We start from the raw sequence: 24,178 nt of genomic DNA, 5'->3' as shown, positions 1-24,178 counted from the left end.
CCTGAGCCTGCGCAGCCGTGCTGCACAGGCCCAGGCTTTCTATCGACTGATTATCGATAGCTCACTGGCCGCCCATCTGCGCCTTGGTGTAGAACCCGTCTTTCTCCAGCAGGTCGATGCTGTCCTTGGTCAACGGTGTCGGGGTCAGCAGGATGGTGTCGACTTTCTTGCTGCCATTGTCGTACTGCGCGGTAAAGGCAGGCTTCTCGTTGCGCACCAGTTGCACCGACAGTTTGGCGGCTTCGCTGGCAATCAGCTTCAGCGGCTTGTAGACGGTCATGGTCTGGGTGCCATCAATGACCCGCTTGACCGCCGCCAGGTCCGCATCCTGCCCCGAGATAGGCACTTTGCCGGCCAGTTTCTGTGCGGCCAGCGCCTGAATCGCGCCCCCGGCGGTGGCGTCGTTGGAAGCAACGATGCCATCGATCTTGTTGTTATTTCGGGTCAGGGCATTTTCAACAATGCTCAGGGCTTCAGTGGGGTTCCATTCCTTCACCCACTGTTGGCCGACGATTTTGATATCGCCCTTGTCGATGGCTGGCTGCAGCACCTTCATCTGACCTTCGCGCAGAATCTTGGCGTTATTGTCTGTGGGTGCGCCGCCCAGCAAAAAGTAGTTGCCCTTGGGGGCTGCTTTCAGCACGCCGCCGGCCTGCATTTCGCCGACCTTTTCGTTATCGAAGGAGATGTAAGCATCGATCTCGGCGTTGAGGATCAGCCGGTCATAAGACACCACTTTGATCCCGGCCTTCTTGGCTTCGGCAACGGCATTGGTCAGCACGGTTGCGTTGAACGGCACGATGACAAGCACATCGACGCCGCGAGAGATGAGGTTTTCGATCTGCGATATCTGTTTCTGCTCGTTGGCATCCGCCGACTGTACGTAGACCTTGGCGTCCAGTTTCTCCGCTGCCGCAACGAAGTAATCACGGTCGCGTGACCAGCGTTCCAGACGCAGGTCATCAATGGAAAAACCGATTTTCGGGTGGGCGGAGTCGGCCATGACCGGCAGGGACAGCAAGGCCAGAGCGCTGGCAAGCAGCGTGCGTTTCAGGGTGTTCATAGGGTGCGTCCTTTTATTGTTGTTCGAAAGACACTTAATGATGTGCAGCGTAATGCCGGTGCAACTGTAGAACGTTGTCGGACGCCGCGGGCACAGATTTGTCGTGAGAATGTCACTGCGGCGTCCGTTCAGCCTTGCTTCAGGAGTAGATAAAGCGGTTGACCACTCCTTCAAGCAATTCCTGCCGACCGCTGACGGCTTGTGGGTTGAGGTCGTTGGCGAACGCATGCTCGGCCAGCGAAGCGAGACTGAAACCTCCGCTCAGTACGGATTGGCCAAACGGCTGCTGCCAGCCTGCGTAGCGCTGGTCCTTGAACTGCTGAAGCTTATCGTTCTGCACCATCGCCGCAGCGCGCTCCAGCGCCAGGGCGAGCACGTCCATGGCGGCAACGTGGCCGTGGAACAGGTCGACTTCGTCGAGGCTCTGACGACGGACCTTGGAATCGAAATTGTAGCCGCCATTGGTGAAACCACCGGCCTTGAGAATCTCGTAGGTGGCGAGGGTCATCTCCTCGACGCTGTTGGGGAACTGGTCAGTGTCCCAGCCGTTCTGCGGGTCGCCGCGGTTGGCATCGATGCTGCCAAAGATCCCCAGCGAGACTGCTGTGGCAATTTCGTGGTGGAAGCTGTGTCCGGCCAGGGTCGCGTGGTTGGCTTCGATGTTGACCTTGATCTCTTTTTCCAGACCGTACTGCTGCAGAAAACCGAACACCGTAGCACTGTCGTAATCGTACTGATGCTTGGTGGGCTCCTGCGGCTTGGGCTCGATCAGCAAGTCGCCTTTGAAGCCAATCTTGTGTTTGTGCTCGACCACCATACGCATGAAGCGGCCCAACTGTTCGCGCTCCTGCCTGAGGTCCGTATTGAGCAGGGTTTCGTAGCCTTCACGACCGCCCCACAGGACGTAGTTGGCCCCTTTGAGTCGCTGGGTGGCGTTCATGGCACTGAACACCTGAGTCGCGGCGTAGGCAAATACTTCAGGGTCCGGATTGCTGGCGGCCCCTGCGGCAAAACGCGGGTTGCTGAAACAGTTAGCGGTGCCCCACAGCAGCTTGATCCCGGTTTGCTCCTGATGACGCTCCAGCTGATCAATCATCTGCGCGAAGTTGTTGCGATACTCCTTGAGCGAGCTGCCTTCCGGTGCCACGTCGGTGTCATGGAAGCTGTAGTAGTCGATGCCGAGTTTGGAGAAAAACTCGAAAGCTGCTTCAGCCTTGCCGATAGCCAGCTCCAGCGGGTCCCCGGAACCTTGCCATGGACGCTTGAAAGTGCCGACACCAAACATGTCGGCGCCCGGCCAGACGAACGTGTGCCAGTAGCAGGCCGCCATGCGCAAATGCTCGCGCATGGGTTTGCCGAGAATCAGTTTGTCGGCATCGTAGTGACGAAAGGCAAGGGGCGAGTCGCTGTCAGGGCCTTCGTAGCGAACCTTGTCGACGGCGGGGAAGTACGGCATCTGCGTTTTCCTTATTGTTCTTGGCGATGCCTCGATACTAGCAACGGCCCCAGGCCTGCTGATTATGAAAATCGTCAACGCGCAGTGCGATTTTGAGTATTGAGATTGGTCCTTTGCGGGCCTAGTCTGTGTTGAGCGATGTAGTGCTTATCGAATCAATATAAAAAACCGGCATAAAAATAATGAAAACCGTACCCCCCGTTCACCGTATTGCACTGTTGTTCAACGGCAGCAAAATCTATGACCGCGGCATCATCAGCGGCATCGGCAACTACCTAAGCAGTACCCGGGTGTCCTGGGATCTGTTTCTGGAGGAAGATTTTCTCTGTCGCCTGAAAGGCATCGAGCGTTGGCAGGGTGACGGGATCATTGCCGACTTCGACGACCCGCTGATTGGCGAGGCATTGGCTGGCATCAGGCTGCCGGTGGTGGCGGTAGGCGGTTCCTATCAGGATCAGCGCGCCTACCCGAAGGGCATTCCCTATGTCGCGACCGACAACCACGCCTTGATCAAGGCCGCCTACGAGCATTTGATAGTGGCCGGGCTGACCCGCTTTGCCTGCTTCAGTCTGCCTGAGGCTCAGGCCAATCGCTGGGCGCAGGAGCGCGAGCAGGCCTTTCGTCGACTGCTGCAGCGCGACGGCCTGCACGCCGAGGTTTATCGCGGCCTGGGCACCAGTGCACCGCTCTGGGACAGCGCTGTGGAACAGCAGATCGCCTGGCTGCAAAGCCTGCCCAAGCCTATCGGGATCATTGCCGTGACAGATGCCCGCGCCCGTCAGTTGTTGCAGGCCTGCCTGACTGCCGGAATTGCCGTGCCTGAACAAGTGGCGCTGATCGGCATCGACAACGATCCGTTGACCAGAACCCTCACGCGTGTCCCGCTGAGCTCGGTGGTTCAAGGCACCGACACAATGGGCCGAACCGCCGCGCGCCTGCTGCACCAGATGTTGCATAGCATGCCGTCTTCCGGCACCCACATTCTGATACCGCCGGACGCTGTCAACGTACAGGCTTCGAGTCTGCACCAACCGTTGGGGGACCCGTATGTCATGCAGGCGTTGCTGTTTATCCGGCAGTACGCGTGCCAAGGCATCAAGACCGCTCAGGTAGCCGCGTACGTGGGCGTTTCGCGCTCGTCGCTGGAAGCGCATTTTCGCCGGGTGCGGGGCTGTAGCGTGCATGACGAGATCCTGCGTTTCAAACTGGCCGCTGCCGCACACGGGCTGCAAAATACGGACTGCGCAATTGCCGACATCGCACGCGATTGTGGTTTCCGGTCGGCGCAATACCTGCATACGGTCTTTCGCCGGGAATTTGGTTGCACGCCGCGAGAGTACCTGCAAGGTGTCAATGCGGCAGTGCAATGCCCAGGTGCCTGAGAAGGTCAGGCAGCCACGACCCTTATCGTCCAGAAGTCGGTGGACAGATTTTCATCCAGCAGATAGCTGTACGGCAGGGTGAAGTAGCCTTCCATGCCCCAGCCAGTGCCCCATGAGTTGCGCAGGATGAAATGCTGATGGGCATCGTTGTAACCCACCGCCAACACGCAGTGCCCTCCGAGCATTTTTTCGTGAGGGCCCGGCATCGGGGCATGACCGGTCTGGGCGACTTTCTTGCTTTCAAAGCTCTCGTAGACGGAAAAACCAATGACAAACGGATAGCCTGCCGCCAGGCAGCCTTTCATCTGGTTGAGGTTTTGCGCAACCTTCTGGTAGGACACCGCTTTGTATTTTCTAGCGTCCTTGTAGCAGGCAGCCGGAGGTTTGACAGCGAACTTTTCAATGTCATAAGGCCACTCTTTTTCAGGGCAATCACCTTGCTCCGCTACACTTTTGATTCCGTGGCGGATCATCGCGCCGCTGTCCGAATCGACGGTATGCTCAATGACCCGTTCGTTGTAGTAGATAAACAACCGCGAGGGCTCGAATGCTGGCGTCAGCTTTTGCTTCATGCGATCAAACTGAATCGCTCCGGCAATACCGTTCGCGGTACAACTGCCCAGTTGGCCCTGGTCGTATACGGGCGGGCAATGGGGACGCAGATCAACCATGTGTGGGAGCGCCGCCAGCGCCGTTGTGGGGGCCGCATAAAGATGATCTCGATGATCAGGCAGATCGCGAATCCATCCATACTGTTTCACGGTATAGGTCATTTCGTATCTCCTTGTAAGACACTGTCGGAAAAGTTGACAGTCCTCATGTAAACAGGTTTTTGGCAGGCGCGGATTAAACTTCATTTAGTAAGTAGTGAGCTATGAGTTGGCCGAGTGGGCTCATTTGGCCAGTACTGTTAGTTGAGTAATAGGCCATGTGAATCAATTTTTAAATGAACTTGCGGAATAGAATTTCCGCTTTTTTCCGCGCTGGGTACGAGCCACAGAGATTTATCGAAAGTGGCAAAACGATACTGCTTTACAGACGCTTATCCTAAGCCTCATAAGCGTACCAGTCGGTACATTTAAATTGACAGCATGCGATGTCCGGGCTAAAAGAAACACCTCGGTACAGTTATGGGCAGGCGCGAGCCACCGCATGCAAGATGAGGGGTAGAGGGATGGAGACGATGCAACTGCATGAAATACTGGCTGCTCACCTGCGTATCGATAAGCCGCAAGCGCTTTGTAACCCTCAACGAGGGCAACGCAGCAGCGGTGAGATACTGGGAGGAGAATTTAACGGCGATCGATTGCAGGGGCAGGTTCTTCCGGGAGGTAGCCTTTTTCTCGTGCCCCAGGATGACAGCCTTGCACGATTCAGCCTGTACTACACCTTGCTGACTGACGACGGAATAAAGATAGATGTCGTCGGAGAAGGGCTCGTGGCCTTCGATGAAACGGACCGCGCGCCATTCTCCGAATCGCGCTGTCGGTGCACGTGCAGCAAACAGTTCAGCGTTCCTTCCGGCGCTCATGATTACCTGCTGAGAAACCTGTACGTCGGCAGATTAAATATAAAAGCCGGGGATGACCGCCTGCGTGTCAGTATTTATCAGGTTAACGAGATATAGAGAGCCTTCAAAGAAGCGCGTGGGTGTGAAAGCAAGTGTCAAGTGTGTTATCAAGGTATAAACCTTGTCGCTGACACTTGGCGGGTCGGCGTGATGGCGTTTAAATCATTTTTGCTGGTTATGTATATAACCAGAGACTGGTCAGTCTGACAGGGCGGCTTGCGTGCAGGCTGGGTTCAACCATTCTCAGTTTATCAATCGGGTTTGACGTGCTCGAAATTGTCCACCAATAAGCAATTCAAGCGTTACTTTCAAGGGCGTGAGGACGGTCTGTCGCCCACGCCGGATATATGTCTGGTTCATTTGGTTGTGGCGTGACCGTTACTGGCTGGCAAAAAAGCTTAGTCCTTTGCCGATCGCGCATTCATAACTCACCGGATTGCCGACCTGCTGGTAGCCGGGAACACTCAGCGTCGTCATGCTGAATACTGCACTGCCATTAGAGCGTATCTGGTAGCGAATGAACTGCTCGATGGGCTTGTTATCGCGATCGAGGGTGAAGTGGCTGTCCGAGAACGCGAGGGTGCCGTCGGGAGTGATGCGGTAGGCATCGATGCGTTTGCCGCCTTTGGTTTTGGACGGCTCGGCACCCGCGACCGAAGACTTGCATTGCCCAAGATCAATCGCCACAGCGACCGACTCTCCGGTGTTCAACGCCTGGACGATAGCGGGGTAGCTGACCAGCGCGTCGCCAGCGTGAGCAGCACCGGGCAGTGCAAGGGCAAGTAATGCGGCAGCGTAATAATGTTTCATGGCAACTCCAGTAAGTCAGTCTGAAGGTTGAAAAGACCGTCATCTCGTGGTTATCGAGCGTCGCGAAACCTACCATAAGGTTTCCTTGAAGTGGGCCCTGAATAGCAGTGGCACTGCTCTGATTCGACGTTCTTCATTCTTTTTCTCGATCAGCCGATAGAAATGACGGTGCTAATTTATTCGTCAGCCACGGGAAGGGGATTGAACATGCTGAGACAGCTGAAAATAGCCGCGCGGACCTCCGCCTGCTTTGCGTTGATGGTGGTGCTGGTGTTCGGGCTTGGTATTTTTAGCATTCAGCAATTGCACGGTATTCGTGAGCAATCGCTTGAAATCGAAAACGACGCGCTTCCAGGGATTGCGCTGGGTGACGATATTGCCCTGGCGGTCGAGAAAACCCGCACCACCGTGGCCAAAATGCTTGCCACGCATGATCTTGCGCAGGTAGCTCAGGCTCACAACGAGTTCCTTGAAAGGAAGGCCGGTTTCCAAAAGGCCGTAGAGGCCTACGACCCGCTGATCACCGATGATGAAGAGCGCGCGCTCGTAGAGGGTCTGAAGAGCACTTATCAGGGCTACATCGAGCGTGCCGAAAAGGTCTATACGCTGATCAACGAGAATCAGGCAGAGGCCGGAAGGTCGCTCGTCTGGGGCGAGATGAAGGCCATGGCGGAAAGTATCGAAGCCGCCCTTGGCAAGCTGGAAAAGATCAATGATGACTCCGAAGCCGAATCCAGCGCTGCAGCGACGTCGGTGTATGAAAACGCCCTGATAGTCACTCAGGGGGTTATGTTTCTGATGGTGTTGCTGACCGTATTGCTCGCCTGGCGCCTGACCAAAAGTCTGGCAGTGCCGATCAGTCAGGCGCTGCACAGCTCGGAAACCATTGCTGCGGGCGACCTGCGTCCCAGCGCAATCAACCGTGAGGGCACTGATGAAGCGGCCCTTTTGCTGCAATCAATGGAGCGCATGCGCGGCAATCTGAGCCAGACCCTGACCCAGGTCGGCGATGCCGCTCACCAATTGGCCTCGGCCACAGAGCAAATGAGTGTGCTGATGGTCAACAGCAACGCTGATCTTGTGGTGCAGAACAGCGAGATAGAAATGGCCGCCACCGCCGTTACCGAGATGAGCCAGGCGGTCGACGAAGTAGCGCGAAATGCGGTGGCCACCTCGGAAGAATCCAAAGCCTCTTCGGTGTCGGCCCGCGAAGGTCAGGAAGAGCTCAATCAAACCGTTCAGTCGATCCTTGAACTGACCCGCAATGTCGGCACCGCGTCGGTCGAGGCGCAGGCGCTGGCAACCCGCACGCTGGATATCACCAAGGTCCTGGATGTTATTCGCGCAGTCTCCGAGCAAACCAACCTGCTGGCCCTCAATGCCGCCATCGAGGCGGCACGGGCTGGCGATGCCGGGCGGGGTTTTGCCGTAGTTGCGGACGAAGTTCGCGCGCTGGCTCATCGCACCAGCGAGTCGACCCGTGAGATCGAGACCATGATCGGGCACATCCAGCAGGGCACCAAGAGCACGCTGGTGGCGCTTGAAGTCAGTACCGAGCAGGCCCAACGTACCAAACAGCAGGCCGAGTCGGCCAACGCCGTGCTGGCCAGTATCGCCAGTTCGGTCATGGTCATCGATGAGCGAAATACGGTGATCGCCAGCGCTTCTGAGGAGCAGGCGCTGGTCGCGCGCGAAGTGGATCGCAACCTGGTACGAATCCGTGACTTGTCGGCGCAGTCGGCAGTGCGCACCGGCCAGACCGGCAGTGCCAGTCAGTCTCTGGCCGAACTGGCGAGTGATCTGACTACTACCCTTAGGCAGTTCAAGCTTAGCTAAGCAGTCAGGCATGACCTTGCTGTTGCCCGGACAACAGCGAATCGACAATGTGTTCGCCGCCTTGGGTCTGAAGCGTCGGCTATCAGCCTAGACGCAATTCGGCGCAATAGCCTGCAAGCCAGGCTCTGCGCCGTTGCCAGCGTAACCGCAGGGCTTTGGGCATGACCTGTGCACTGCTGATCAGGATTGTTTTCCTGAGCCAGCGGAGCCACCCGAATGCCTGATGCCGTCCCGATTTATAAGCCAACCCGCCTGCGTGCAATAGGGCGCGCCCTGGCGCTGACCGTGTTGGCCACCAGCCTTGTCGCGACGGCATATGCCGATGAAAGCGATGTACCTTCGCTGGCGGGCAAGCGCATCGCGATCAGCATGACCGGTACCAGTCACTACTTCGATATCAAGACGTTTCAGGCGCAGGTGGATGAGGTCAAGCGCCTGGGCGGCACGCCTATAACGCTCGATGCAGGTCGCAACGACAAGAACCTGGTCAATCAACTGCAGACCGTGGTTACGCAAAAACCCGACGCGGTGATTCAGACCCTGGGCACACTCAGCGTTATCGACCCCTGGCTCAAGCGCATCAGCAAGGCGGGGATTCCACTATTCACCATCGATGCACCTTCGCAATACAGCCTCAACAACACCACCTCGGACAATATTGCCACCGGCAAGGCACTGGCCGGGCAACTGATCAAAGACGCGGGTGGCAAGGGCAACGTGCTGGTATTCAACGGCTTTTATGGTGTGCCGGTGTGTGCCATTCGTTACGACCAGCTCAAGTTGGCGATCAAGGATCATCCGGAACTGAAAATCATCGAGCCGGAGTTGCGTGACGTCATTCCCAACACGGTTCAAGACGCTTACTCGCAAGTCTCGGCACTGCTTAACAAGTATCCCAAAGGCAGTGTTTCGGCGATCTGGGCGGCCTGGGACATTCCCCAGCTGGGTGCCAGCAAGGCACTGATCGACGCCGGAAGAGCTGAAATCAAGACCTATGGCGTCGACGGCACCCCGGAAGTGCTTGAGCTGGTGCGCCGTGAGAACTCGCCGATTGGTGCGGTGGTTGCGCAGCAGCCGGCCCTGATCGGCAAGACCGCGGTGCAGAACGTCGCTCGCTACCTGGCCGGGCAACGCGACCTGCCCAAAGATACTCAGGTGCCGACCTTGCTGACCACGGCCGCCAACCTGCCGCAAGTGCAGGAACTCAGGGGTGATAACTGACGCAGGAGATCGACCATGAGAGCAGCGATTGCAGACGTTACGAGGGCAACGGCGGCCTTGCACTTGCAGGGCATCAGTAAGCGCTTTGGTGCCACTCAGGCACTGGATGGGGTCAACCTGCGGGTCGAGGCCGGAACGATTCATGGGCTGGTTGGCGAAAACGGCGCAGGCAAGTCAACCCTGATCAAGGTCCTCGCCGGTATCCATCGCGCCGATGCGGGCAGCTTGAGCATTCATGGCCAGCAGTTCGACAGCTTTACTCCGCGCCAGATTGAAGCCGCGGGCGTGCATTTCATTCATCAGGAGCGCTTGCTGCCGGGCAGCTTCAGCGTCGGCGAGGCGTTGTTTTTCGGGCAGGAAATCAAACGCGGTCTGTTCGTCGATCGACGCGCTCAGGAGCGCGAAGCGGCCCGGTTGCTGGATGATTATTTTGCCATGCGCCTGCCGAGCGGGGCGCTGGTACGCGATCTGGACAGCGCGCAGCGACAGATATTGCAGATCACTCGCGCACTGCTGGCCAAACCGCAGGTGCTGGTGTTCGATGAGCCGAGTGTGTCACTGGTCAAACAGGAGGTGGACCGGTTGTTGGCGATTGTCCGGCGCTTGCGCGATGACGGTCTGACCATTGTGTACATCTCCCACTACCTGCAGGAAATCGAATCGTTGTGTGATCAGGTCACCGTGCTGCGCAATGGACGCGATGTGGCGGTGGTTGATCCCGCGCTTGTCAGCACCGCGCAGATCGCCCGGCTGATGGTCAATCGTGACGTGGGTGAGCAATATTTCCGGGCGCAGACGCAGCCCGGCCCGCCAGTGCTTCAATTGAACGGGCTGGGAGCAGGGCGCTTTTACAACGGCGTTGACCTGAGCGTGCGAAGTGGCGAGGTGGTGGGCCTGACCGGGCTGGTCGGCTCGGGTGCCAAGGAACTGCTCAAGAGCCTGTTCGGGCTGCTCAAGCCGGATCGCGGCGGCTTGCTGTTGAACGGTCAGCCGTTGCAACTGAAATCCCCTCGTGATGCGGTGCGCAACGGTATCGCGCTGGTCCCCGAAGAGCGCCGCACGCATGGCGTAGCGCCAGCGCTTTCGGTGCTGGAGAACATTACCCTGGCCAGCCTCGGGCGCTTCAGCCGCTGGGGATTGCTCGACGGTGCTGCGCAGTCAAGGGAAAGCCAGCGCCTGATCGGTGAACTGGCGATCAAGACCTCAGACCATGATGCGGCGGTTCAATTGCTCAGTGGTGGCAACCAGCAAAAGGTCGCCTTGGCCAAATGGCTGATTCGACACTCGACGTTGTACCTGCTGGATGAGCCCAGTGTGGGTGTCGACATTGGTGCCAAGGTGGAAATCTACCGGCTGATTGCCCGGCTGGCCGAAGGCGGTGCAGCAGTGCTGGTGCTGTCGTCGGATCTGCCGGAACTGATCGGCATCACCCAGCGCATTGTGGTGCTGCACAGGGGGCGTATTGCGGGCGAATTCGATTCGTCGAGCACCGACAGTGACCAGTTGCTGGCCTGCGCCACCGGTGCCAGCGAAAGCCGTCATGACGGTAAAAATACTCTCCAGGAGACCCGCCATGTCCACGCTTGAAACATCAGTCATTCAGGTCGGCGATCCCTCGCAACGCTGGCTGGTGCGGCTGGCACAGCGCGGTTCGTTGCTGGTATTTCTGGCGATACTGCTGGGCTTTGCGGTCAGCGCGCCCAACTTTCTCAGCATCGGTAACATCAGCAACGTGTTCGCCCAGTCAGCCGTGCTGGGCATATTGGCGCTGGGCCTGACATGTGTGGTCATCGGCGGTGGCTCCAACGTTGTCAGCGGCGGGCTGGACCTCTCGCTGGCGGCCAATCTCGGTCTGTGCGCAGCCGTTTACAGCAGTCTGAACAACGCCGGTTTCGAAGCATGGCAAGCGATTGGTTTGACGCTCGCCTGTGGTCTGCTGGTTGGCGCGCTCAATGGTCTGGCAGTGGTGTTTTTACGCTTGCCGCCGTTGCTGGCGACACTTGCGAGCATGAATTTGATTGCAGGTCTGGAGCTGGTGCTGACTCAGAACACCGTACTGGCTACCGATTCCGCGCTGCTGGACAGTCTGGCTTCCGGCGTCTGGCTGGGCATTCCGGCGCTGGCGTGGGTGTTGCTGAGTGTTGCAGCGCTGTTGTGGCTGCTGATTCAGCACAGCGCGTTTGGCCTGCGCCTGTATGCCATCGGTGAATACCCGCAAGCGGCAACTGCTGCCGGCCTGAATCTGCAGGGCCATGTGTTCGCCAGCTACCTGATTGCCGGTGGCTGCGCCGCCATTGCGGCGTTCTGCTCTGCTGCATTTTTCAGTGGCAGCACCACCGGCTCCGGCGACATGCTGCTGTCAGTGGTGGCGATTGCCTTTCTCGGTGTGGTGTTCTCGCGGCGCCTGACCGCCAACATTCCTGGCACCTTGCTGGCGACGTTGCTGCTGGGTTTTCTGATCAATGGCTTTCAATTGCTGAACATCTCCAATTTCTGGGTCAATGGCGTTCAAGGCCTGCTGATCCTGCTGGTGGTGGCATTTTCCGGGGCGCTGGGCCGCCGGGAGGGTGAACAATGAATACGCTGACCCTGAACACTTCTTCAACACGGGTGAAATTCCTGCCGCGCCTTTTGCCTGCGGTCCTGCCGCTGTTGGTGCTGATCATCCTGCTGTTTTTCGCCATCAATGCACCGGGATTTCTGAGCTGGGGCAACCTGTCGAGCCTGGTGCTGAATAATTTTGTGTTGCTGGCCATTGTGGCCGTCGGTATGACCTGGGCAGTTGCTGCCGGCGGCATCGATCTGTCGGTCGGAACAGCGCTGGACTTTGCCAGCCTCGGCTTTGTCGTCACGCTTAATGGCGGGCACGGTCTGGGTGCGGCCATCGCGGTGGCCTTGCTGGCAGGCGGCGCGGCGGGCGCGTTCAATGCAACGCTGATCGCCGGGCTGCGTATTTCGCCGTTTCTGGCGACGCTGGGTACGTTGTTTATCGGCACCAGCGTGCAGCAGCTGTTATCCGACGGTGGCCAACCGATCTACATCGCTCAGGGCGCGTTGCCGGGCATCAGCGGTGTGCTGATTCTGGGCGTGCCATTGCCGCTGCTGGTGGTCGGGGTACTGGCGGGTTTTTACGGGCTGGTGCTGGCGCGCGGGCGTCTGGGGCGGGAAATGCTTGCGCTGGGGACTCAGCCGCAGTTGGCGTATTACTCGGGGCTTTCTACCCGGCGCATTGCCGTACAGGTGTTTGTCGCCAGCGCTCTGGCCTGCGCGGTCGCCGGTATCCTGCTCAGCTCCACGGTCAACGCCTACGTGCCGATGTCGGGCAATGCCTACCTGATCAACGCCATTGGCGCGGTGTTCATCGGCACGACGCTGAGTCGCCATGGGCGTGCCAACATTGTCGGGACGTTATTGGGCGTGCTGTTCATCAACGTCATCGCCAATGGTTTGTTGTTGATCGGCTGGAACTTCTATTGGCAGCAGGTGGCGACCGGGGTGCTGATCTTTCTGGTGCTGGCGTTCAGCTTTGCCAGTCGCCACCTGTTGCGTAACGCGGCGTAACCTTACGCCTCAGGCTTTGCCGGTACCGCTGCCGATCTGCCAGACAAAAGGCGGCTCGGTACCATTGATGCGCCAGTCACCGACAATGCGCGCCTTGTAGATCAGCGGATTGTGCGATGCCGCTGTGCGAGCATTACGCCAGTGGCGATCCAGCGCCTTGTTGACGCTGACGCCTGACGCGCCCAGCGCATTGAACAGCTCGGTGGCAGAGCGCAGCACCAGTTCCGACACAATGACCTGCGCCTTGGCAGTCTCGATTTCCGCGGCAATGTTGGCGTCTTTTTCCTGCTGTGGATTATTGCCGAAGCGTGCCACATAAGCGCGTTGCAAAGGCTCGGCAGAACGCAGGGTGGCCGCTTCGGCGGCGTGGACCTGAGAGGAGATCTGCCCGACCACTTGCTGCACCTGTGAGTCCTGGCTGACGCTGCCCGCATTGCCGTGGCTGAAGATGCGCTTGCGGTCGCGCACTTCATGCGCGATGTCGCGTTCGACGGCTCGGCCAATACCTGCCAGCACCGTCAGCAGCACCAGCTGATAGAACGCCGTCTGGTATTTGAAACGCTGCTCGAACGGGATGACATGTGCGGCAGGCAGCGGCACATTGTCGTACACCGAGGTGCCACTGCCGGTGGTGCGCTGGCCAAACCCGTCCCAGTCGTCACTGTGACGCACGCCTGCGTGCCTGGCATCCACCACCGCAATCACATCGGCTCCAGTGTCGGCGCGCTGGGCGTAGACATCGATCCAGTCGGCGAAAATGCTGCCGGTGCTGTAAAACTTGGTGCCGTTAAGCACGAAGCCATCGCCTTGAGGGCTGACTTTGGTTATCACATCGCCGATTTTCACTGCCCCTACTTCGGTCCAGCCGTTGCCGACCAGATCCCCAGCCACGAAGCGTGCAAACCATGTGTCACGGTCGGCGCCGGGTGGTGCATTCAAGCGGTCTTCGACAAAGGCGAAATGCGCTCGCAAGGCTTGCGGAGTGTTCGAGTCGGCTTCGGCCAGTTCTATCAGCAGTTGAAACAGCTGGCTCACCGAAGCACCCGCACCGCCGTATTCGACGGGTACCCGCACAGCGCCGAAACCGGCTTTCTTCAACCAGGCAATCGGTTCATAGGGCAGGGCGCGGGCTTTCTCGCGTTCGACGTTGCCAGCGCCGATCTCGCGGAAAATCGGCCGGAACCGGTTGGCCAGAGTTTCGTAATCGGTGCCCAGCGAGAGAGGGTTTGAGCAGGTTGATTGAGTCATGCGGTACTCCTGAACGCGAAGAGATCGGCACATGGGCCGGGTGGGTTCGTGCAGATCTCTGCATGCTTTATGCCTGAATCTAACTATCTGATTTTTATAGATTTTATTTTAATTGGCGGATTCATCTGTTGTCCGGGCAACAGCCGCGCAACAGCTTGTCTGCAAACCGCACAGTGACAAAACTCATTCAGGCGTTGCAACCTATTGATATTAATAAGGTTGTTAGACTGGCACGCTCGCTGCTATGGCTTCATCGATTCTTTATCGACGGAAGCGCAACATGTGCGACTCATTGCCCCAGGCGCTGCTACAGCAGGCTCAAAGCCGCCCTGAACAGACGGCCTTGCGTTACAAGCAATTCGGTATCTGGCAGAAACGTAGCTGGGGTGAGCCGGCCATTGACGTCAGAAGCTTGGCTGCTGCCTTGAAGGGCGTCGGGTTCGGCCCGGCCGACAGGCTGTTCATTATCAGCGAGGCGCGAGCCGAAGCGTTGTTGTTGACGCTGGCGGCGCACTGGCTTGGGGGCAGCGTCAGCCTGCTCGACCCGGCGCTGGATAACCGCGAGTGGCTGGCAGGCCAGTCCCCGGAGTTTGCAGTGGTCGACGGGCTGGAAGCGCTTCTCCAGGTGCGCGTCGCCTTACCGGGCATCGTCGTGTTGCTGGACAAGCGCGGCCTGACGGAGGCTGATGACAGCGGGGTGATCGACTATGCCCGACTGCTGGACGGACCGGCTGGCAACGTTGCCGATCCGCGCCAGAGCCGGGCTGCGGCCTTTGTCTTTCCCGCTGTCGACTGGCAGCCGGACCTGCAGTTGAGTCATGCAGTTCTGCTTTCGGACGCAAGGCAATTGGCGCAAAGGCATGCGCTTTCCAGCCAGGATCAGGCATTGGCCGCCAGAGTGTTTGCCGCCAGCGGGCAGGCGCGCTATCTGTTGGCACCCTGGCTGGTTGCCGGGTTTTGCCTGAATTTTCCCGAGGCCCTTGGCACTCGCGACAACGACCGTCGCGAACTGGGGCCCACCCTGGTGCTGGGCACTCGCGAGTCCTACGCACGTCTGGAACTCTGGGTAAGGGAGCGCTTGCCGCTACCAGGCAGCATCAGCCACCGGCTTTATCAATGGGCGATGGCTCCTGGTCCGGGTGCCATGCGGCGCTGGCTGGGTTATTGGTTGATTCGCCGCCCGCTGCTGGACGTGTTGGGCATGAGTCGGCTGGCTAAACCATTGCTGGCAGGCGACGCGCTGACGCCACAGAGCGAAGCGTTTTTTACGGCGCTGGGTATCAGGCCAATCAGGTTGGGGGCAGCGAGCCAAACCAGTCAGCCACAAGAACCGGCAGATAATATGCCGCATACGCCAGCACTACTGGGTGTGCCGTCTTGAATGCGCTGGCGCCTGTGGCGCTGTTGGAACTTGAAGATATTTCCTTATCTTTCAAAGGGGTTAAAGCTGTTACCTCAATCAGTTTCTCGGTGGCTACAGGCGAGATCTGCGCATTGATAGGCCCCAATGGTGCGGGCAAGAGTTCGCTGCTCAACGTCATCAATGGCGTGTATCAGGCGCAAAGCGGCTCCATTACTTATGCCGGCCAGACGCGCCGCCGGATGCGTCCGCACCAGGCGGCCGAGGGCGGTATCGCCCGTACTTTTCAGAATATCGCCTTGTTCAAGGGCATGAGTGTGCTGGACAACGTGTTGACCGGGCGCAATCTCAAACGGCGCAGTACCTGGCTTGAGCAGATGCTGCGCATCGGTCGGGCACCTGCCGAAGACGACGAACAACGCCGGCATGCCGAGCGGGTTATTGAGTTTCTGCGCATCCACCCGTGGCGCCATGCATTGGTGGGCAAACTTTCCTATGGCCTGCAAAAACGTGTCGAACTGGCCCGCGCCCTGGCGGCGGAACCGCGTCTGCTGTTGCTGGACGAGCCGATGGCCGGAATGAATGCCGAAGAGAAGCACGAGATGAGTCAGTTCATCCGCGATATCAATCGTGAGCTGGGCGTCACTGTGGTGCTGATCGAGCACGACATCGGTGTGGTGATGGGCCTCAGCGACCATGTGGTGGTGCTGGATTACGGTCGCAAGATCGGGGACGGCACACCCGCGCAGGTTCGCGCCAACCCTCAGGTAATCGCTGCGTATCTCGGCACGCGTCGTTCGTCTTCGGTCGGGAAACCATAAACCATGGAATTCTTCTTTGAAGTGCTGATCGGCGGGCTGTTGGCAGGTGTCATGTACTCGCTGGTGGCGATTGGGTTTGTGCTGATCTACAAGGCGTCGGGGGTGTTCAACTTCGCTCAGGGCGCGATGGTGCTGTTCGCGGCGCTGACGTTTGTCAGCCTGCTGGAGCGGGGTGTGCCGTTTTTCTGGGCGTTTCTGGCAACGCTGGCCAGCATGGTGGTGCTGGCGCTGTTGATCGAAAGAATGGTTCTGCGCCCACTGGTCAATCGTCCACCGATCATCCTGTTCATGGCCACTCTCGGCCTGTCGTACATGATCGAAGGCCTGGCCCAGGCGCTGTGGGGGGCGCAGGTTCACGGCCTGGAGCTGGGCATCCCTGACGAGCCACTGGAAATTCGCGGCATGTTGCTCTCGCAGTTCGACCTGTTCGCGGCGGGCACGGCTGCGGCGCTGGTGATTGCCCTGTCGTTGCTGTTCAACCGTACTCGTATCGGTCTGTCGTTGCGTGCAGTGGCGGACGACCCGCTGGCTTCGCTGGCCGTGGGTATCCGTTTGCCACGCATCTGGGCGGTGGTCTGGGCCGTGGCCGGGTTTGTCGGACTGGTGGCCGGGCTGCTCTGGGGGGCGCGGCTGGGGGTGCAGTTTTCCCTGTCACTTGTTGTGCTTAAGGCGCTGCCGGTGTTGATCATTGGCGGTTTTTCCTCGATTGGCGGCGCGATTGTCGGCGGTCTGATCATCGGCGCAGCCGAGAAGCTGGCCGAGATTTACCTGGGGCCGATCATCGGCAGCGGTATCGAAAACTGGGTGCCGTATGTGCTGGCGCTGTTGTTTCTGCTGGTTCGTCCTGCCGGCCTGTTCGGCGAGCGGGCGATAGAGCGCGTCTGACTTTCATCAAGGATCAATGCCATGCTTTATCGAGAAACCGGACAACTGGCGAGTAGCTACGCGGATGAACGCCGGGTGTTTCGTCTGCGCCAGGACCGCATCGGGCTGTGGAGCCTGTTGGTATTCGCTTTTATCGCAGTGCCGTTGCTGGGTAACGATTACTGGTTCAGCGCGATCCTGATTCCGTTTCTGGTGCTGTCGCTGGCGGGGCTGGGGCTGAACCTGTTGACCGGTTACGCCGGGCAATTATCGCTGGGCTCGGCTGCGTTCATGGCGGTGGGTGCTTTCGCTGCCTATAACCTGCAACTGCGGGTGCCGGGCATGCCATTGCTGCTCGGTTTTGCGCTGGGCGGGCTGGTGTCTGCGCTGGTGGCGTTGCTGTTCGGGCTGCCGAGCCTGCGGATCAAGGGCTTCTACCTGCTGGTTTCGACACTCGCCGCACAGTTTGTGGTCGAGTGGGTATTGACCCGCTTCAGCTGGTTCACCAACGACAATGCGTCCGGCGTGATCACCTCGCCGCCACTGATCATCGCCGGGGTGAATTTCAGCTCGCCGCAAGGCCGCTACCTGTTGACGCTTGGGCTGGTAGTGCTGCTTTTCTGGCTGGCGAGAAATTTGCTGCGCGGCGAGCTGGGCCGCAACTGGATGGCCGTGCGCGATATGGACACCGCTGCTGCGGTGATCGGCATTCGCCTGTTCAAGGCCAAACTTCTGGCATTCGCCATCAGTGGTTTCTATCTGGGCGTCGCTGGCTCGCTGTGGGCGTTCGCTTATCTGGGCACGGTCGAGCCGCATGGTTTTGACCTGAACCGGTCATTCCAGATTCTGTTCATCATCATTATCGGCGGGCTGGGCAGTGTGCAAGGCAACTTTCTTGGCGCGGCGTTCATCGTGCTGTTCCCGATTCTGCTCGGCAACCTCAGCGCCTTGCTGCCGGTCGGCCTGATCGATTCCGGGCAACTGGAAAACATTCAGAAGATGCTTTTCGGCGCCTTGATCATCGCTTTTCTGATTAAGGAGCCCGAAGGGCTGGCGCGTCTCTGGCTGCGCCTTCGTCAGCGCGCACGCGTCTGGCCGCTGCGCTATTGACTGGTTACTCACCCACAAAAACCTCGTGTACCTCAAGGAATGCGCCTATGAAACACCGAAAATCCCTGTTGCGTCTGGCCCTCGGTATGGCCCTGCTGGGGTGTGGTCTGGCTACCACGGCACAGGCTGCCAACGAGCAGTATTTCCCGCTGCAGAGCTACCGGGTTGGCCCTTATGCTGCGGGCGGCACCGGGTTTTTCGGTGGTTTCATCGACTACCTGCAATACGTCAATGCCAACGGTGGGGTCAATGGCGTCAAGTTGACCTGGTCGGAGTGCGAAACCGAATACGTGGTGGAGAAGGGCGTCGAGTGCTACGAGCGTCTCAAAGGCGGGCTTAACGGTGCGCCGGCTGCGGCGACCAATCCGCTTTCCGTCGGCATCGCCTACGCCACGCTGGAGCGCTCTACTGCCGACAAACTTCCGCTGATCACCATCAACCACGGACGCACGGATTCCACAGACGGCAGTGTCTTTCCCTATGTGTTTCCGCTGCAGTTGAACCCGTACTCCGAAGTGTCGGCCATCGTCAATTACATCGGTCAGCGTGAAGGCGGCCTGGCGTCGCTCAAGGGCAAGAAAATCGCTGTGCTGTATCACGGCTCGCCATATGGCAAGGAAACCAATGGTGTATTGGAAACCCTGGCAAAAAATTACGGCTTCGAGCTGACCACCCTTGAAGTACCGCACCCCGGTAACGAACAGCAATCGCAATGGCTGAACATTCGTCGCCTCAAGCCCGACTGGGTGATCCTGCGTGGTTGGGGGGTGATGAATCCGGTGGCGCTGAAGTCGGCGCAGAAGGTTGGTTTTCCGGTGGATCACATCATTGGCAACATCTGGAGCAATTCCGAGGAAGACGTGATTCCCGCAGGGGCAGCCGCCAAGGGCTTCATTTCAATCACCACGCACCCCTCCGGCACTGACTTCCCGGTGCTGCAAGGCATCAAGACGGCGGTGCTCGACAAGGGGCAGGGCAACCTGGCCGACCCCAAGCGTTTTGGCACCGTGTATTACAACCTGGGTGTGGTGAACGGCATCCTCAATGTCGAAGCGCTGCGCATTGCACAGGCCCGATTCGGCAATAAGCCACTGACTGGCGAGCAGGTGCGCTGGGGGTTCGAGCATTTGAACCTTGACGACGCACGCTTGCAGGCGCTGGGTGCCAAAGGGCTGGTACAGCCATTGAAGCTGTCGTGCGCTGACCACGAAGGCGGTGGTGCGGTGCGCTTTCAGCAATGGGACGGCCAGCGCTGGAACCTGATCAGCGACTGGATACAGGCTGATCGTGCCTTGTTGCGGCCCATCATCGAGGCATCGGCTGCGCAGTACGCCAAGGAAAAAGGCATTACCCCGCGCGATTGCAGCAAGGAGCAGTAAACCCGATGAGCCTGATCCCGCATGCTGCGCCCGCTGCCGAAACCATTCTGTCGGTGGAGCAGGTCGAGGTGTTCTACGAGCAATCCATCCTCGCGTTGCGCGGGATCAGTCTGCAGGTTCGGCAGGGCCAGATCGTGGCCTTGCTGGGGGCCAATGGCGCGGGCAAAAGCACTACGCTCAAGGCCATTTCCAGACTGGTGAGTGCCGAGCGGGGCGAGGTGGTCAGTGGCCGGATTCACTACCAGGGCCTGCCAATCACCCATTCCGATCCTTCGGCACTGGTCAAAAACGGTCTGGCGCAGGTGCTGGAAGGTCGACACTGCTTCACCCACTTGAGTGTCGAGCAGAACCTGCTGATCGGCGCTTTTGTGTCGCGACCATCACGGGCCGAAATCAAGGCCAGGCTGGAGAGGGTCTACAGCTACTTCCCCAGGCTGCGCCTGCTGCGTAAACGGCTGACCGGCTATACCTCGGGCGGCGAACAGCAGATGGTCGCTATCGGCCGGGCATTGATGTCCCAGCCTCGTTTACTGCTGCTCGACGAGCCTTCCATGGGCCTCGCTCCGCAGGTAGTCGAGGAAATTTTCGACACGCTGGCGGGGCTCAATCGCGAGGAGGGGCTGAGCCTGCTGGTGGCCGAGCAGAATATCAATCTGACCCTGGAATACGCGCACTTTGGTTATGTGCTAGAGAACGGCCGGGTGGTGGGCTCAGGGACTGCGCAGGAACTGGCCGGGCGTGAGGACATCCAGAGCTTCTATCTGGGCACAGCGACTCAAGCGTGAATCCCCGCTGTTCGCCCAGCAACAGTGTTCGGACATTTTGCCCGGCAGGGCACGTCCAATAATCCGGGTTTTATCGTAAACAATTGTTTTAAAAAGAAAATAATTTACGGCACGGGCTGTGCACTGTTCAAGGTCAAGCGTGTTGAGTGTTTTCAACCTGTCGCCAACGAGCAGGAGCCAGTCCATGAGTAAGTCACTCTCAATTCCACCTGCAGCACCGCCCAGAGCGCATGTCATCGCTTCCGATGCCGAAGCCATCGAAGTCGCCACAGCACTGGCCAGCCGGTTCGCCGAGGAAGCGTCGCTGCGTGATCGCGAACGCCGTCTGCCGGTCGCCGAGCTGGATGAGTTTTCCGCCAGCGGACTGTGGGCCATTACCGTGCCCAAAGCCTATGGCGGCGCAGGCGTTTCCTACGTCACCGTTGCGCAAGTGATCAAGATCATTTCTGCCGCCGATTCTTCGCTCGGGCAGATCCCGCAGAACCATCTGGGCGTGCTCGATATCCTGCTGCAGACCGGCACCGAGGAGCAGAAGCGTCACTACTTCGGCAAGGCACTGGCCGGTTACCGCTTCGGCAATGCGTTCTCCGAGTCGAAAAGCAAGAACGCCGGAGCCTTCCAGACCCGTATCCGCTTCGATGGCGAGCACGCGGTGCTGGACGGTGAAAAGTTTTACTGCACCGGCGCGCTGTTCGCGCACATCGTGCCAGTGGCCGGGGTCAACGAGCAAAATCAGGCCTTCATCGCGTTCGTCGAGCGTGATAATCCTGGCCTGACGATCATCGACAACTGGGACGGTTTCGGCCAGCGCACCACCGCCAGCGGCGGGGCAGTCCTGAATGCTGTCCGAGTCCCGTCGAGCGCGGTGATCCCTGCGCACCGGGCATTCGATGAGCCGACTGCCGACGGGCCGATTTCGCAGATCATTCAGGCGGCGGTGGACACCGGCATCGCCCACGGCGCCTTCGAGGAAACCCTCAAGCACGCACGACTGGCGCGGCCATGGATCGACAGCAAGCAGGATTTCGGCTGGCAGGACCCGTTCAGCATCGCCACCATCGGCGACTTGCAGTGGCGGCTGCATGGCACCGACGCGATTCTCGCCAAGGCCGGCCAAGCCATTGACCATGCGTTGGCCGAACCCAGTGAGGCCAGCGTCGCGCAAGCATCGGTGATCGTCGCGCAGGCCAAGGTGCTGTCGGCACAGATTGCCTTGCTCGCCAGCAGCCAGCTGTTCGAACTGGCTGGCACCCGTTCGGTGCTGGGCAAACTCAATCTGGACCGTTACTGGCGCAATGCGCGCACCCACACCCTGCATGACCCGGCACGCTGGAAATATCACCTGATCGGTAATCAGGTGCTCAACGGCATTGCACCGCCACGCCATGCCTGGAACTGATCAAGGAGTACGCCCATGACGCATCCCGCTATTACCGCACAACTGAAGGTCGCCGCCGAAGACCTTGGTCAGGCGCGCGAAGGCTTGCAAGACACCCTCGATTACCTGCGTGAGCACGCTCAGCCATGGCCGCTCAGTGACCTGCAGCGCATTGTCGATGACCCCCATGTGATCAGCAAAGTCGGCGACCTGCAGATTCGTCTGGAGGTTGCCGCCGCGCTGCTGGAGCGTGCCCGGAGGCTGGATGGCTCGCCCGAGCAGCGCCTTGTCGCCAGCAGCGAGGCGGTCATCGCCAGTGCCGATGCATTGCAGGCGGTGGGCAATATTCAGTACGAATTGACCGGCCAACGTTCGTCATTGCCTGCCCCGACCGGTCGTGAACCGCTGCGCTGGCACTATCAGGTTATCGGCAATCAACGCCTCAATGGCGTGGTTCCGCCGCAGCCTCAGGAGTAAGTGTATGTCTCGTCAGATTCGCCTCAATGCGTTCGACATGAACTGCGTCGGTCATCAATCGCCTGGCCTCTGGGCTCATCCTCGTGATCGCTCCTGGCAGTACAAGGACCTGGAATACTGGACCGATCTGGCCAGAATTCTTGAGCGCGGCAAGTTCGATGGTTTGTTCATTGCCGATGTGCTGGGCATTTACGATGTTTATCGGGGTAACGGTGAGGCGGCCATTCGCCAGGCCACGCAGGTGCCGGTCAATGATCCGTTGCAGCTTATTCCGCCCATGGCGCTGGTGACCGAGCATCTGGGCTTCGGCCTGACCGCGTCGCTGTCGTTCGAACATCCTTATCCGTTTGCCCGTCGTCTGTCGACGCTCGATCACCTCACCAAGGGCCGCGCAGGCTGGAACATCGTCACGTCGTATCTGGAGAGCGGCGCGAAGAACCTGGGGCAGAAAACCCTTACCGAACACGATGCGCGCTATGACTATGCCGAGGAGTATCTGGAGGTTTGTTACAAACTCTGGGAAGGCAGTTGGGAGGAGGGCGCGATTCTGCGTGATCGCGAGCGTCGCGTATTCAGTGACCCCGGCAAGATCCACGAGATTCGCCATGTCGGCAAACACTTCCAGGTGCCGGGTATCCACCTGTGCGAGCCGTCGCCGCAACGTACACCGGTTCTCTATCAGGCTGGGGCTTCAAGCCGCGGCAAGCAGTTCGCCGCCGAGCACGCCGAATGCGTTTTTGTGGCCGCACCCTCCAAGGTTCTGCTGAAAAAGACCGTGGCCGATATCCGTCGCCGCACCGCCGAGGCCGGTCGTGACCCCTCCAGTGTGCTGATTTTCAACTTGCAGACGGTGATCCTTGGCGAAACGGACGCCAAGGCCAAGGCCAAATTCGAGGAATACAAAAGCTGGGTCAGTTATGAAGGCGCGATGGCGTTGATTTCCGGCTGGACCGGCATCGACTTCAGCCAGTTCAAGCCTGATGAGCCGCTTCGGCATGTGCACACCAACGCCATTCAGTCGGCAGTCGAGACCTTTTCCACTGCTGACCCGAATACGGTGTGGACGCCGCAGGCGCTGGCCGACTGGGTCGGTATCGGCGGTTTCGGCCCGCTGTTTGTCGGCAGCCCGGAAACCGTGGCCGACCTGCTCCAGGAGTGGGTTGAAGAAACCGACGTGGACGGCTTCAACCTGGCCTACGCGCTGACCCATGAAACGTTCATCGATGCGGTGGACCTGCTGGTGCCGGAACTTCAGAAACGCGGCGTCTACAAGACTGAATACGCCAAAGGCACCCTGCGCGAGAAACTGTTCGGCGAAGGACCACGCCTGGAAGCAGGGCACCCGGGCGCTGCCTTTCGCGACCTCGCTGCAATGCATCGCACTCGCCAAGCGGAGAGTGCCTGAAGTGTGATGGCTGCCCTTGCGCAGGCGGTGCCGCGCAGATTTGTGACGCGGAGCGTCACGACAGGCACTCCCACGCTGGAGCGTACGGAACGATAATCCCGACTATCGTGCGGCGCTCCGCGTCGCATGCAGCTCTGGACGCTCCGCGTTCGGTCTTGAGGCCGTGGCGCGTCGCAAATCTGTGACGCGGAGCGTCACGAACGGCACTCCCACGCTGGAGCGTGCGGAACGATCATCGTAACTATCGTGCGGCGCTCCGCGTCGCATGCAGTTCTGGACGCTCTGAGTCCGGTCTTGAGGTTACGGCGCGGCGCAGATTTGTGACGCGGAGCGTCACGACAGGCACTCCCACGCTGGAGCGTGCGGAACGATAATCCCGACTATCGTGCGGCGCTCCGCGTCGCATGCCTTTCTGGACGCTCCGCGTCCGATGTTGGGTGCTTGGAACGGCA

21 protein-coding genes and 1 pseudogene are annotated in these 24,178 nt (G+C 59.3%); 17 read left to right on the top strand and 5 right to left on the bottom strand.

The genetic code is table 11. The features are described 5' to 3' along the window. Positions 1-61: 61 nt before the first annotated feature. On the bottom strand, positions 62-1,063 hold the full coding sequence (xylF, locus tag AC4ANE_RS15295) for a D-xylose ABC transporter substrate-binding protein (protein WP_002553369.1): 1,002 nt from the start codon (positions 1,061-1,063) through the stop codon (positions 62-64). A gap of 139 nt (positions 1,064-1,202) precedes the next feature. Continuing rightward, positions 1,203-2,519: a xylose isomerase gene (gene xylA, locus AC4ANE_RS15290; protein ID WP_002553370.1), complete on the bottom strand. Its 1,317-nt coding sequence runs from the start codon at positions 2,517-2,519 to the stop codon at positions 1,203-1,205. 182 nt (positions 2,520-2,701) lie between these two features. Between xylA and AC4ANE_RS15285 the strand changes: the two genes are divergently transcribed. Further along, entirely contained in the window at positions 2,702-3,901 is a 1,200-nt protein-coding gene (locus AC4ANE_RS15285; protein ID WP_460408385.1) for a XylR family transcriptional regulator, read from the top strand. 5 nt (positions 3,902-3,906) lie between these two features. Here AC4ANE_RS15285 and AC4ANE_RS15280 read toward each other — a convergent pair whose 3' ends face one another. Beyond that, the gene (locus AC4ANE_RS15280; RefSeq protein ID WP_002553372.1) at positions 3,907-4,674 is read right to left on the bottom strand and encodes a C1 family peptidase; all 768 of its coding nucleotides are present in this window, start codon (positions 4,672-4,674) and stop codon (positions 3,907-3,909) included. A 401-nt stretch (positions 4,675-5,075) separates the two neighbouring features. Here AC4ANE_RS15280 and AC4ANE_RS15275 point away from each other — a divergent pair, with 401 nt between their 5' ends. Next, on the top strand, positions 5,076-5,528 hold the full coding sequence (locus AC4ANE_RS15275; protein WP_031597066.1) for a DUF3237 family protein: 453 nt from the start codon (positions 5,076-5,078) through the stop codon (positions 5,526-5,528). Positions 5,529-5,849: 321 nt separating this feature from the next. Here AC4ANE_RS15275 and AC4ANE_RS15270 read toward each other — a convergent pair whose 3' ends face one another. Further along, on the bottom strand, positions 5,850-6,281 hold the full coding sequence (locus tag AC4ANE_RS15270; protein WP_002553374.1) for a VirK family protein: 432 nt from the start codon (positions 6,279-6,281) through the stop codon (positions 5,850-5,852). A 162-nt stretch (positions 6,282-6,443) separates the two neighbouring features. Between AC4ANE_RS15270 and AC4ANE_RS15265 the strand changes: the two are divergent. The 6 genes and pseudogenes from AC4ANE_RS15265 to AC4ANE_RS15240 form a co-directional block, all read left to right on the top strand. Continuing rightward, positions 6,444-6,965: pseudogene (locus AC4ANE_RS15265) on the top strand (MCP four helix bundle domain-containing protein); the annotation flags it as partial. Next, complete coding sequence (locus tag AC4ANE_RS15260; protein ID WP_371929229.1) at positions 6,939-8,117, top strand: methyl-accepting chemotaxis protein; 1,179 nt, start codon at positions 6,939-6,941, stop codon at positions 8,115-8,117. The pseudogene AC4ANE_RS15265 and the gene AC4ANE_RS15260, both read left to right, overlap by 27 nt. A gap of 216 nt (positions 8,118-8,333) precedes the next feature. Continuing rightward, the gene (locus AC4ANE_RS15255; protein WP_002553376.1) at positions 8,334-9,338 is read left to right on the top strand and encodes a sugar ABC transporter substrate-binding protein; all 1,005 of its coding nucleotides are present in this window, start codon (positions 8,334-8,336) and stop codon (positions 9,336-9,338) included. A gap of 15 nt (positions 9,339-9,353) precedes the next feature. Further along, on the top strand, positions 9,354-10,925 hold the full coding sequence (locus AC4ANE_RS15250; RefSeq protein ID WP_460408383.1) for a sugar ABC transporter ATP-binding protein: 1,572 nt from the start codon (positions 9,354-9,356) through the stop codon (positions 10,923-10,925). After that, positions 10,912-11,916: an ABC transporter permease gene (locus AC4ANE_RS15245; protein WP_002553378.1), complete on the top strand. Its 1,005-nt coding sequence runs from the start codon at positions 10,912-10,914 to the stop codon at positions 11,914-11,916. Before AC4ANE_RS15250 ends, AC4ANE_RS15245 begins: the two co-directional genes overlap by 14 nt. After that, positions 11,913-12,899, top strand: coding sequence for an ABC transporter permease (locus AC4ANE_RS15240; protein WP_002553379.1), 987 nt, complete (start codon positions 11,913-11,915; stop codon positions 12,897-12,899). The genes AC4ANE_RS15245 and AC4ANE_RS15240 overlap by 4 nt, the downstream gene beginning before the upstream one ends. A 9-nt stretch (positions 12,900-12,908) precedes the next feature. Here AC4ANE_RS15240 and AC4ANE_RS15235 read toward each other — a convergent pair whose 3' ends face one another. Continuing rightward, complete coding sequence (locus tag AC4ANE_RS15235; RefSeq protein WP_002553380.1) at positions 12,909-14,147, bottom strand: acyl-CoA dehydrogenase family protein; 1,239 nt, start codon at positions 14,145-14,147, stop codon at positions 12,909-12,911. Positions 14,148-14,427: 280 nt separating this feature from the next. Between AC4ANE_RS15235 and AC4ANE_RS15230 the strand changes: the two genes are divergently transcribed. From AC4ANE_RS15230 to AC4ANE_RS15190, 9 genes are all read left to right on the top strand, one after another. Continuing rightward, positions 14,428-15,528 carry an AMP-binding protein gene (locus AC4ANE_RS15230; RefSeq protein WP_002553381.1) on the top strand — a complete coding sequence of 367 codons (1,101 nt, stop codon included), beginning with the start codon at positions 14,428-14,430 and terminating at the stop codon, positions 15,526-15,528. A 5-nt stretch (positions 15,529-15,533) separates the two neighbouring features. After that, positions 15,534-16,328: an ABC transporter ATP-binding protein gene (locus tag AC4ANE_RS15225; RefSeq protein WP_029240831.1), complete on the top strand. Its 795-nt coding sequence runs from the start codon at positions 15,534-15,536 to the stop codon at positions 16,326-16,328. A gap of 3 nt (positions 16,329-16,331) precedes the next feature. After that, a complete protein-coding gene (locus AC4ANE_RS15220) occupies positions 16,332-17,213 on the top strand; it encodes a branched-chain amino acid ABC transporter permease (RefSeq protein ID WP_005733105.1) in 882 nt (293 codons plus the stop codon). Between the two features lie 21 nt (positions 17,214-17,234). Next, positions 17,235-18,302, top strand: coding sequence for a branched-chain amino acid ABC transporter permease (locus tag AC4ANE_RS15215; RefSeq protein WP_031597108.1), 1,068 nt, complete (start codon positions 17,235-17,237; stop codon positions 18,300-18,302). Between the two features lie 47 nt (positions 18,303-18,349). Beyond that, positions 18,350-19,681: an ABC transporter substrate-binding protein gene (locus AC4ANE_RS15210; protein ID WP_002553384.1), complete on the top strand. Its 1,332-nt coding sequence runs from the start codon at positions 18,350-18,352 to the stop codon at positions 19,679-19,681. Between the two features lie 5 nt (positions 19,682-19,686). Beyond that, positions 19,687-20,466, top strand: coding sequence for an ABC transporter ATP-binding protein (locus AC4ANE_RS15205; protein ID WP_002553385.1), 780 nt, complete (start codon positions 19,687-19,689; stop codon positions 20,464-20,466). A 184-nt stretch (positions 20,467-20,650) separates the two neighbouring features. After that, complete coding sequence (locus AC4ANE_RS15200) at positions 20,651-21,865, top strand: SfnB family sulfur acquisition oxidoreductase (RefSeq protein ID WP_002553386.1); 1,215 nt, start codon at positions 20,651-20,653, stop codon at positions 21,863-21,865. A gap of 15 nt (positions 21,866-21,880) precedes the next feature. After that, positions 21,881-22,321, top strand: a complete 441-nt coding sequence (locus tag AC4ANE_RS15195) for an acyl-CoA dehydrogenase family protein (protein ID WP_460408382.1) — start codon at positions 21,881-21,883, stop codon at positions 22,319-22,321. Between the two features lie 4 nt (positions 22,322-22,325). Continuing rightward, the gene (locus AC4ANE_RS15190; protein ID WP_031597106.1) at positions 22,326-23,726 is read left to right on the top strand and encodes an LLM class flavin-dependent oxidoreductase; all 1,401 of its coding nucleotides are present in this window, start codon (positions 22,326-22,328) and stop codon (positions 23,724-23,726) included. The last annotated feature ends 452 nt before the right edge of the window (positions 23,727-24,178 follow it).

The organism is Pseudomonas sp. Pme6b, assembly GCF_058129925.1.
The sequence above is the reverse complement of the archived record's forward strand: the minus strand, read 5'-3'. Positions and strand labels throughout refer to the sequence as shown.

Excerpts from the sequence above, each read along its gene's own strand:
- AC4ANE_RS15235 (WP_002553380.1), bottom strand. The coding sequence starts at position 14,147 with ATGACTCAATCAACCTGCTCAAACCCTCTCTCGCTGGGCACCGATTAC.
- AC4ANE_RS15240 (WP_002553379.1), top strand. The coding sequence starts at position 11,913 with ATGAATACGCTGACCCTGAACACTTCTTCAACACGGGTGAAATTCCTG.
- AC4ANE_RS15255 (WP_002553376.1), top strand. The coding sequence starts at position 8,334 with ATGCCTGATGCCGTCCCGATTTATAAGCCAACCCGCCTGCGTGCAATA.
- AC4ANE_RS15250 (WP_460408383.1), top strand. The coding sequence starts at position 9,354 with ATGAGAGCAGCGATTGCAGACGTTACGAGGGCAACGGCGGCCTTGCAC.
- xylA (WP_002553370.1), bottom strand. The coding sequence starts at position 2,519 with ATGCCGTACTTCCCCGCCGTCGACAAGGTTCGCTACGAAGGCCCTGAC.
- AC4ANE_RS15190 (WP_031597106.1), top strand. The coding sequence starts at position 22,326 with ATGTCTCGTCAGATTCGCCTCAATGCGTTCGACATGAACTGCGTCGGT.
- AC4ANE_RS15200 (WP_002553386.1), top strand. The coding sequence starts at position 20,651 with ATGAGTAAGTCACTCTCAATTCCACCTGCAGCACCGCCCAGAGCGCAT.
- AC4ANE_RS15220 (WP_005733105.1), top strand. The coding sequence starts at position 16,332 with ATGGAATTCTTCTTTGAAGTGCTGATCGGCGGGCTGTTGGCAGGTGTC.
- xylF (WP_002553369.1), bottom strand. The coding sequence starts at position 1,063 with ATGAACACCCTGAAACGCACGCTGCTTGCCAGCGCTCTGGCCTTGCTG.
- AC4ANE_RS15195 (WP_460408382.1), top strand. The coding sequence starts at position 21,881 with ATGACGCATCCCGCTATTACCGCACAACTGAAGGTCGCCGCCGAAGAC.
- AC4ANE_RS15280 (WP_002553372.1), bottom strand. The coding sequence starts at position 4,674 with ATGACCTATACCGTGAAACAGTATGGATGGATTCGCGATCTGCCTGAT.
- AC4ANE_RS15270 (WP_002553374.1), bottom strand. The coding sequence starts at position 6,281 with ATGAAACATTATTACGCTGCCGCATTACTTGCCCTTGCACTGCCCGGT.
- AC4ANE_RS15230 (WP_002553381.1), top strand. The coding sequence starts at position 14,428 with ATGTGCGACTCATTGCCCCAGGCGCTGCTACAGCAGGCTCAAAGCCGC.
- AC4ANE_RS15210 (WP_002553384.1), top strand. The coding sequence starts at position 18,350 with ATGAAACACCGAAAATCCCTGTTGCGTCTGGCCCTCGGTATGGCCCTG.
- AC4ANE_RS15215 (WP_031597108.1), top strand. The coding sequence starts at position 17,235 with ATGCTTTATCGAGAAACCGGACAACTGGCGAGTAGCTACGCGGATGAA.
- AC4ANE_RS15260 (WP_371929229.1), top strand. The coding sequence starts at position 6,939 with ATGAAGGCCATGGCGGAAAGTATCGAAGCCGCCCTTGGCAAGCTGGAA.
- AC4ANE_RS15245 (WP_002553378.1), top strand. The coding sequence starts at position 10,912 with ATGTCCACGCTTGAAACATCAGTCATTCAGGTCGGCGATCCCTCGCAA.
- AC4ANE_RS15275 (WP_031597066.1), top strand. The coding sequence starts at position 5,076 with ATGGAGACGATGCAACTGCATGAAATACTGGCTGCTCACCTGCGTATC.
- AC4ANE_RS15205 (WP_002553385.1), top strand. The coding sequence starts at position 19,687 with ATGAGCCTGATCCCGCATGCTGCGCCCGCTGCCGAAACCATTCTGTCG.
- AC4ANE_RS15285 (WP_460408385.1), top strand. The coding sequence starts at position 2,702 with ATGAAAACCGTACCCCCCGTTCACCGTATTGCACTGTTGTTCAACGGC.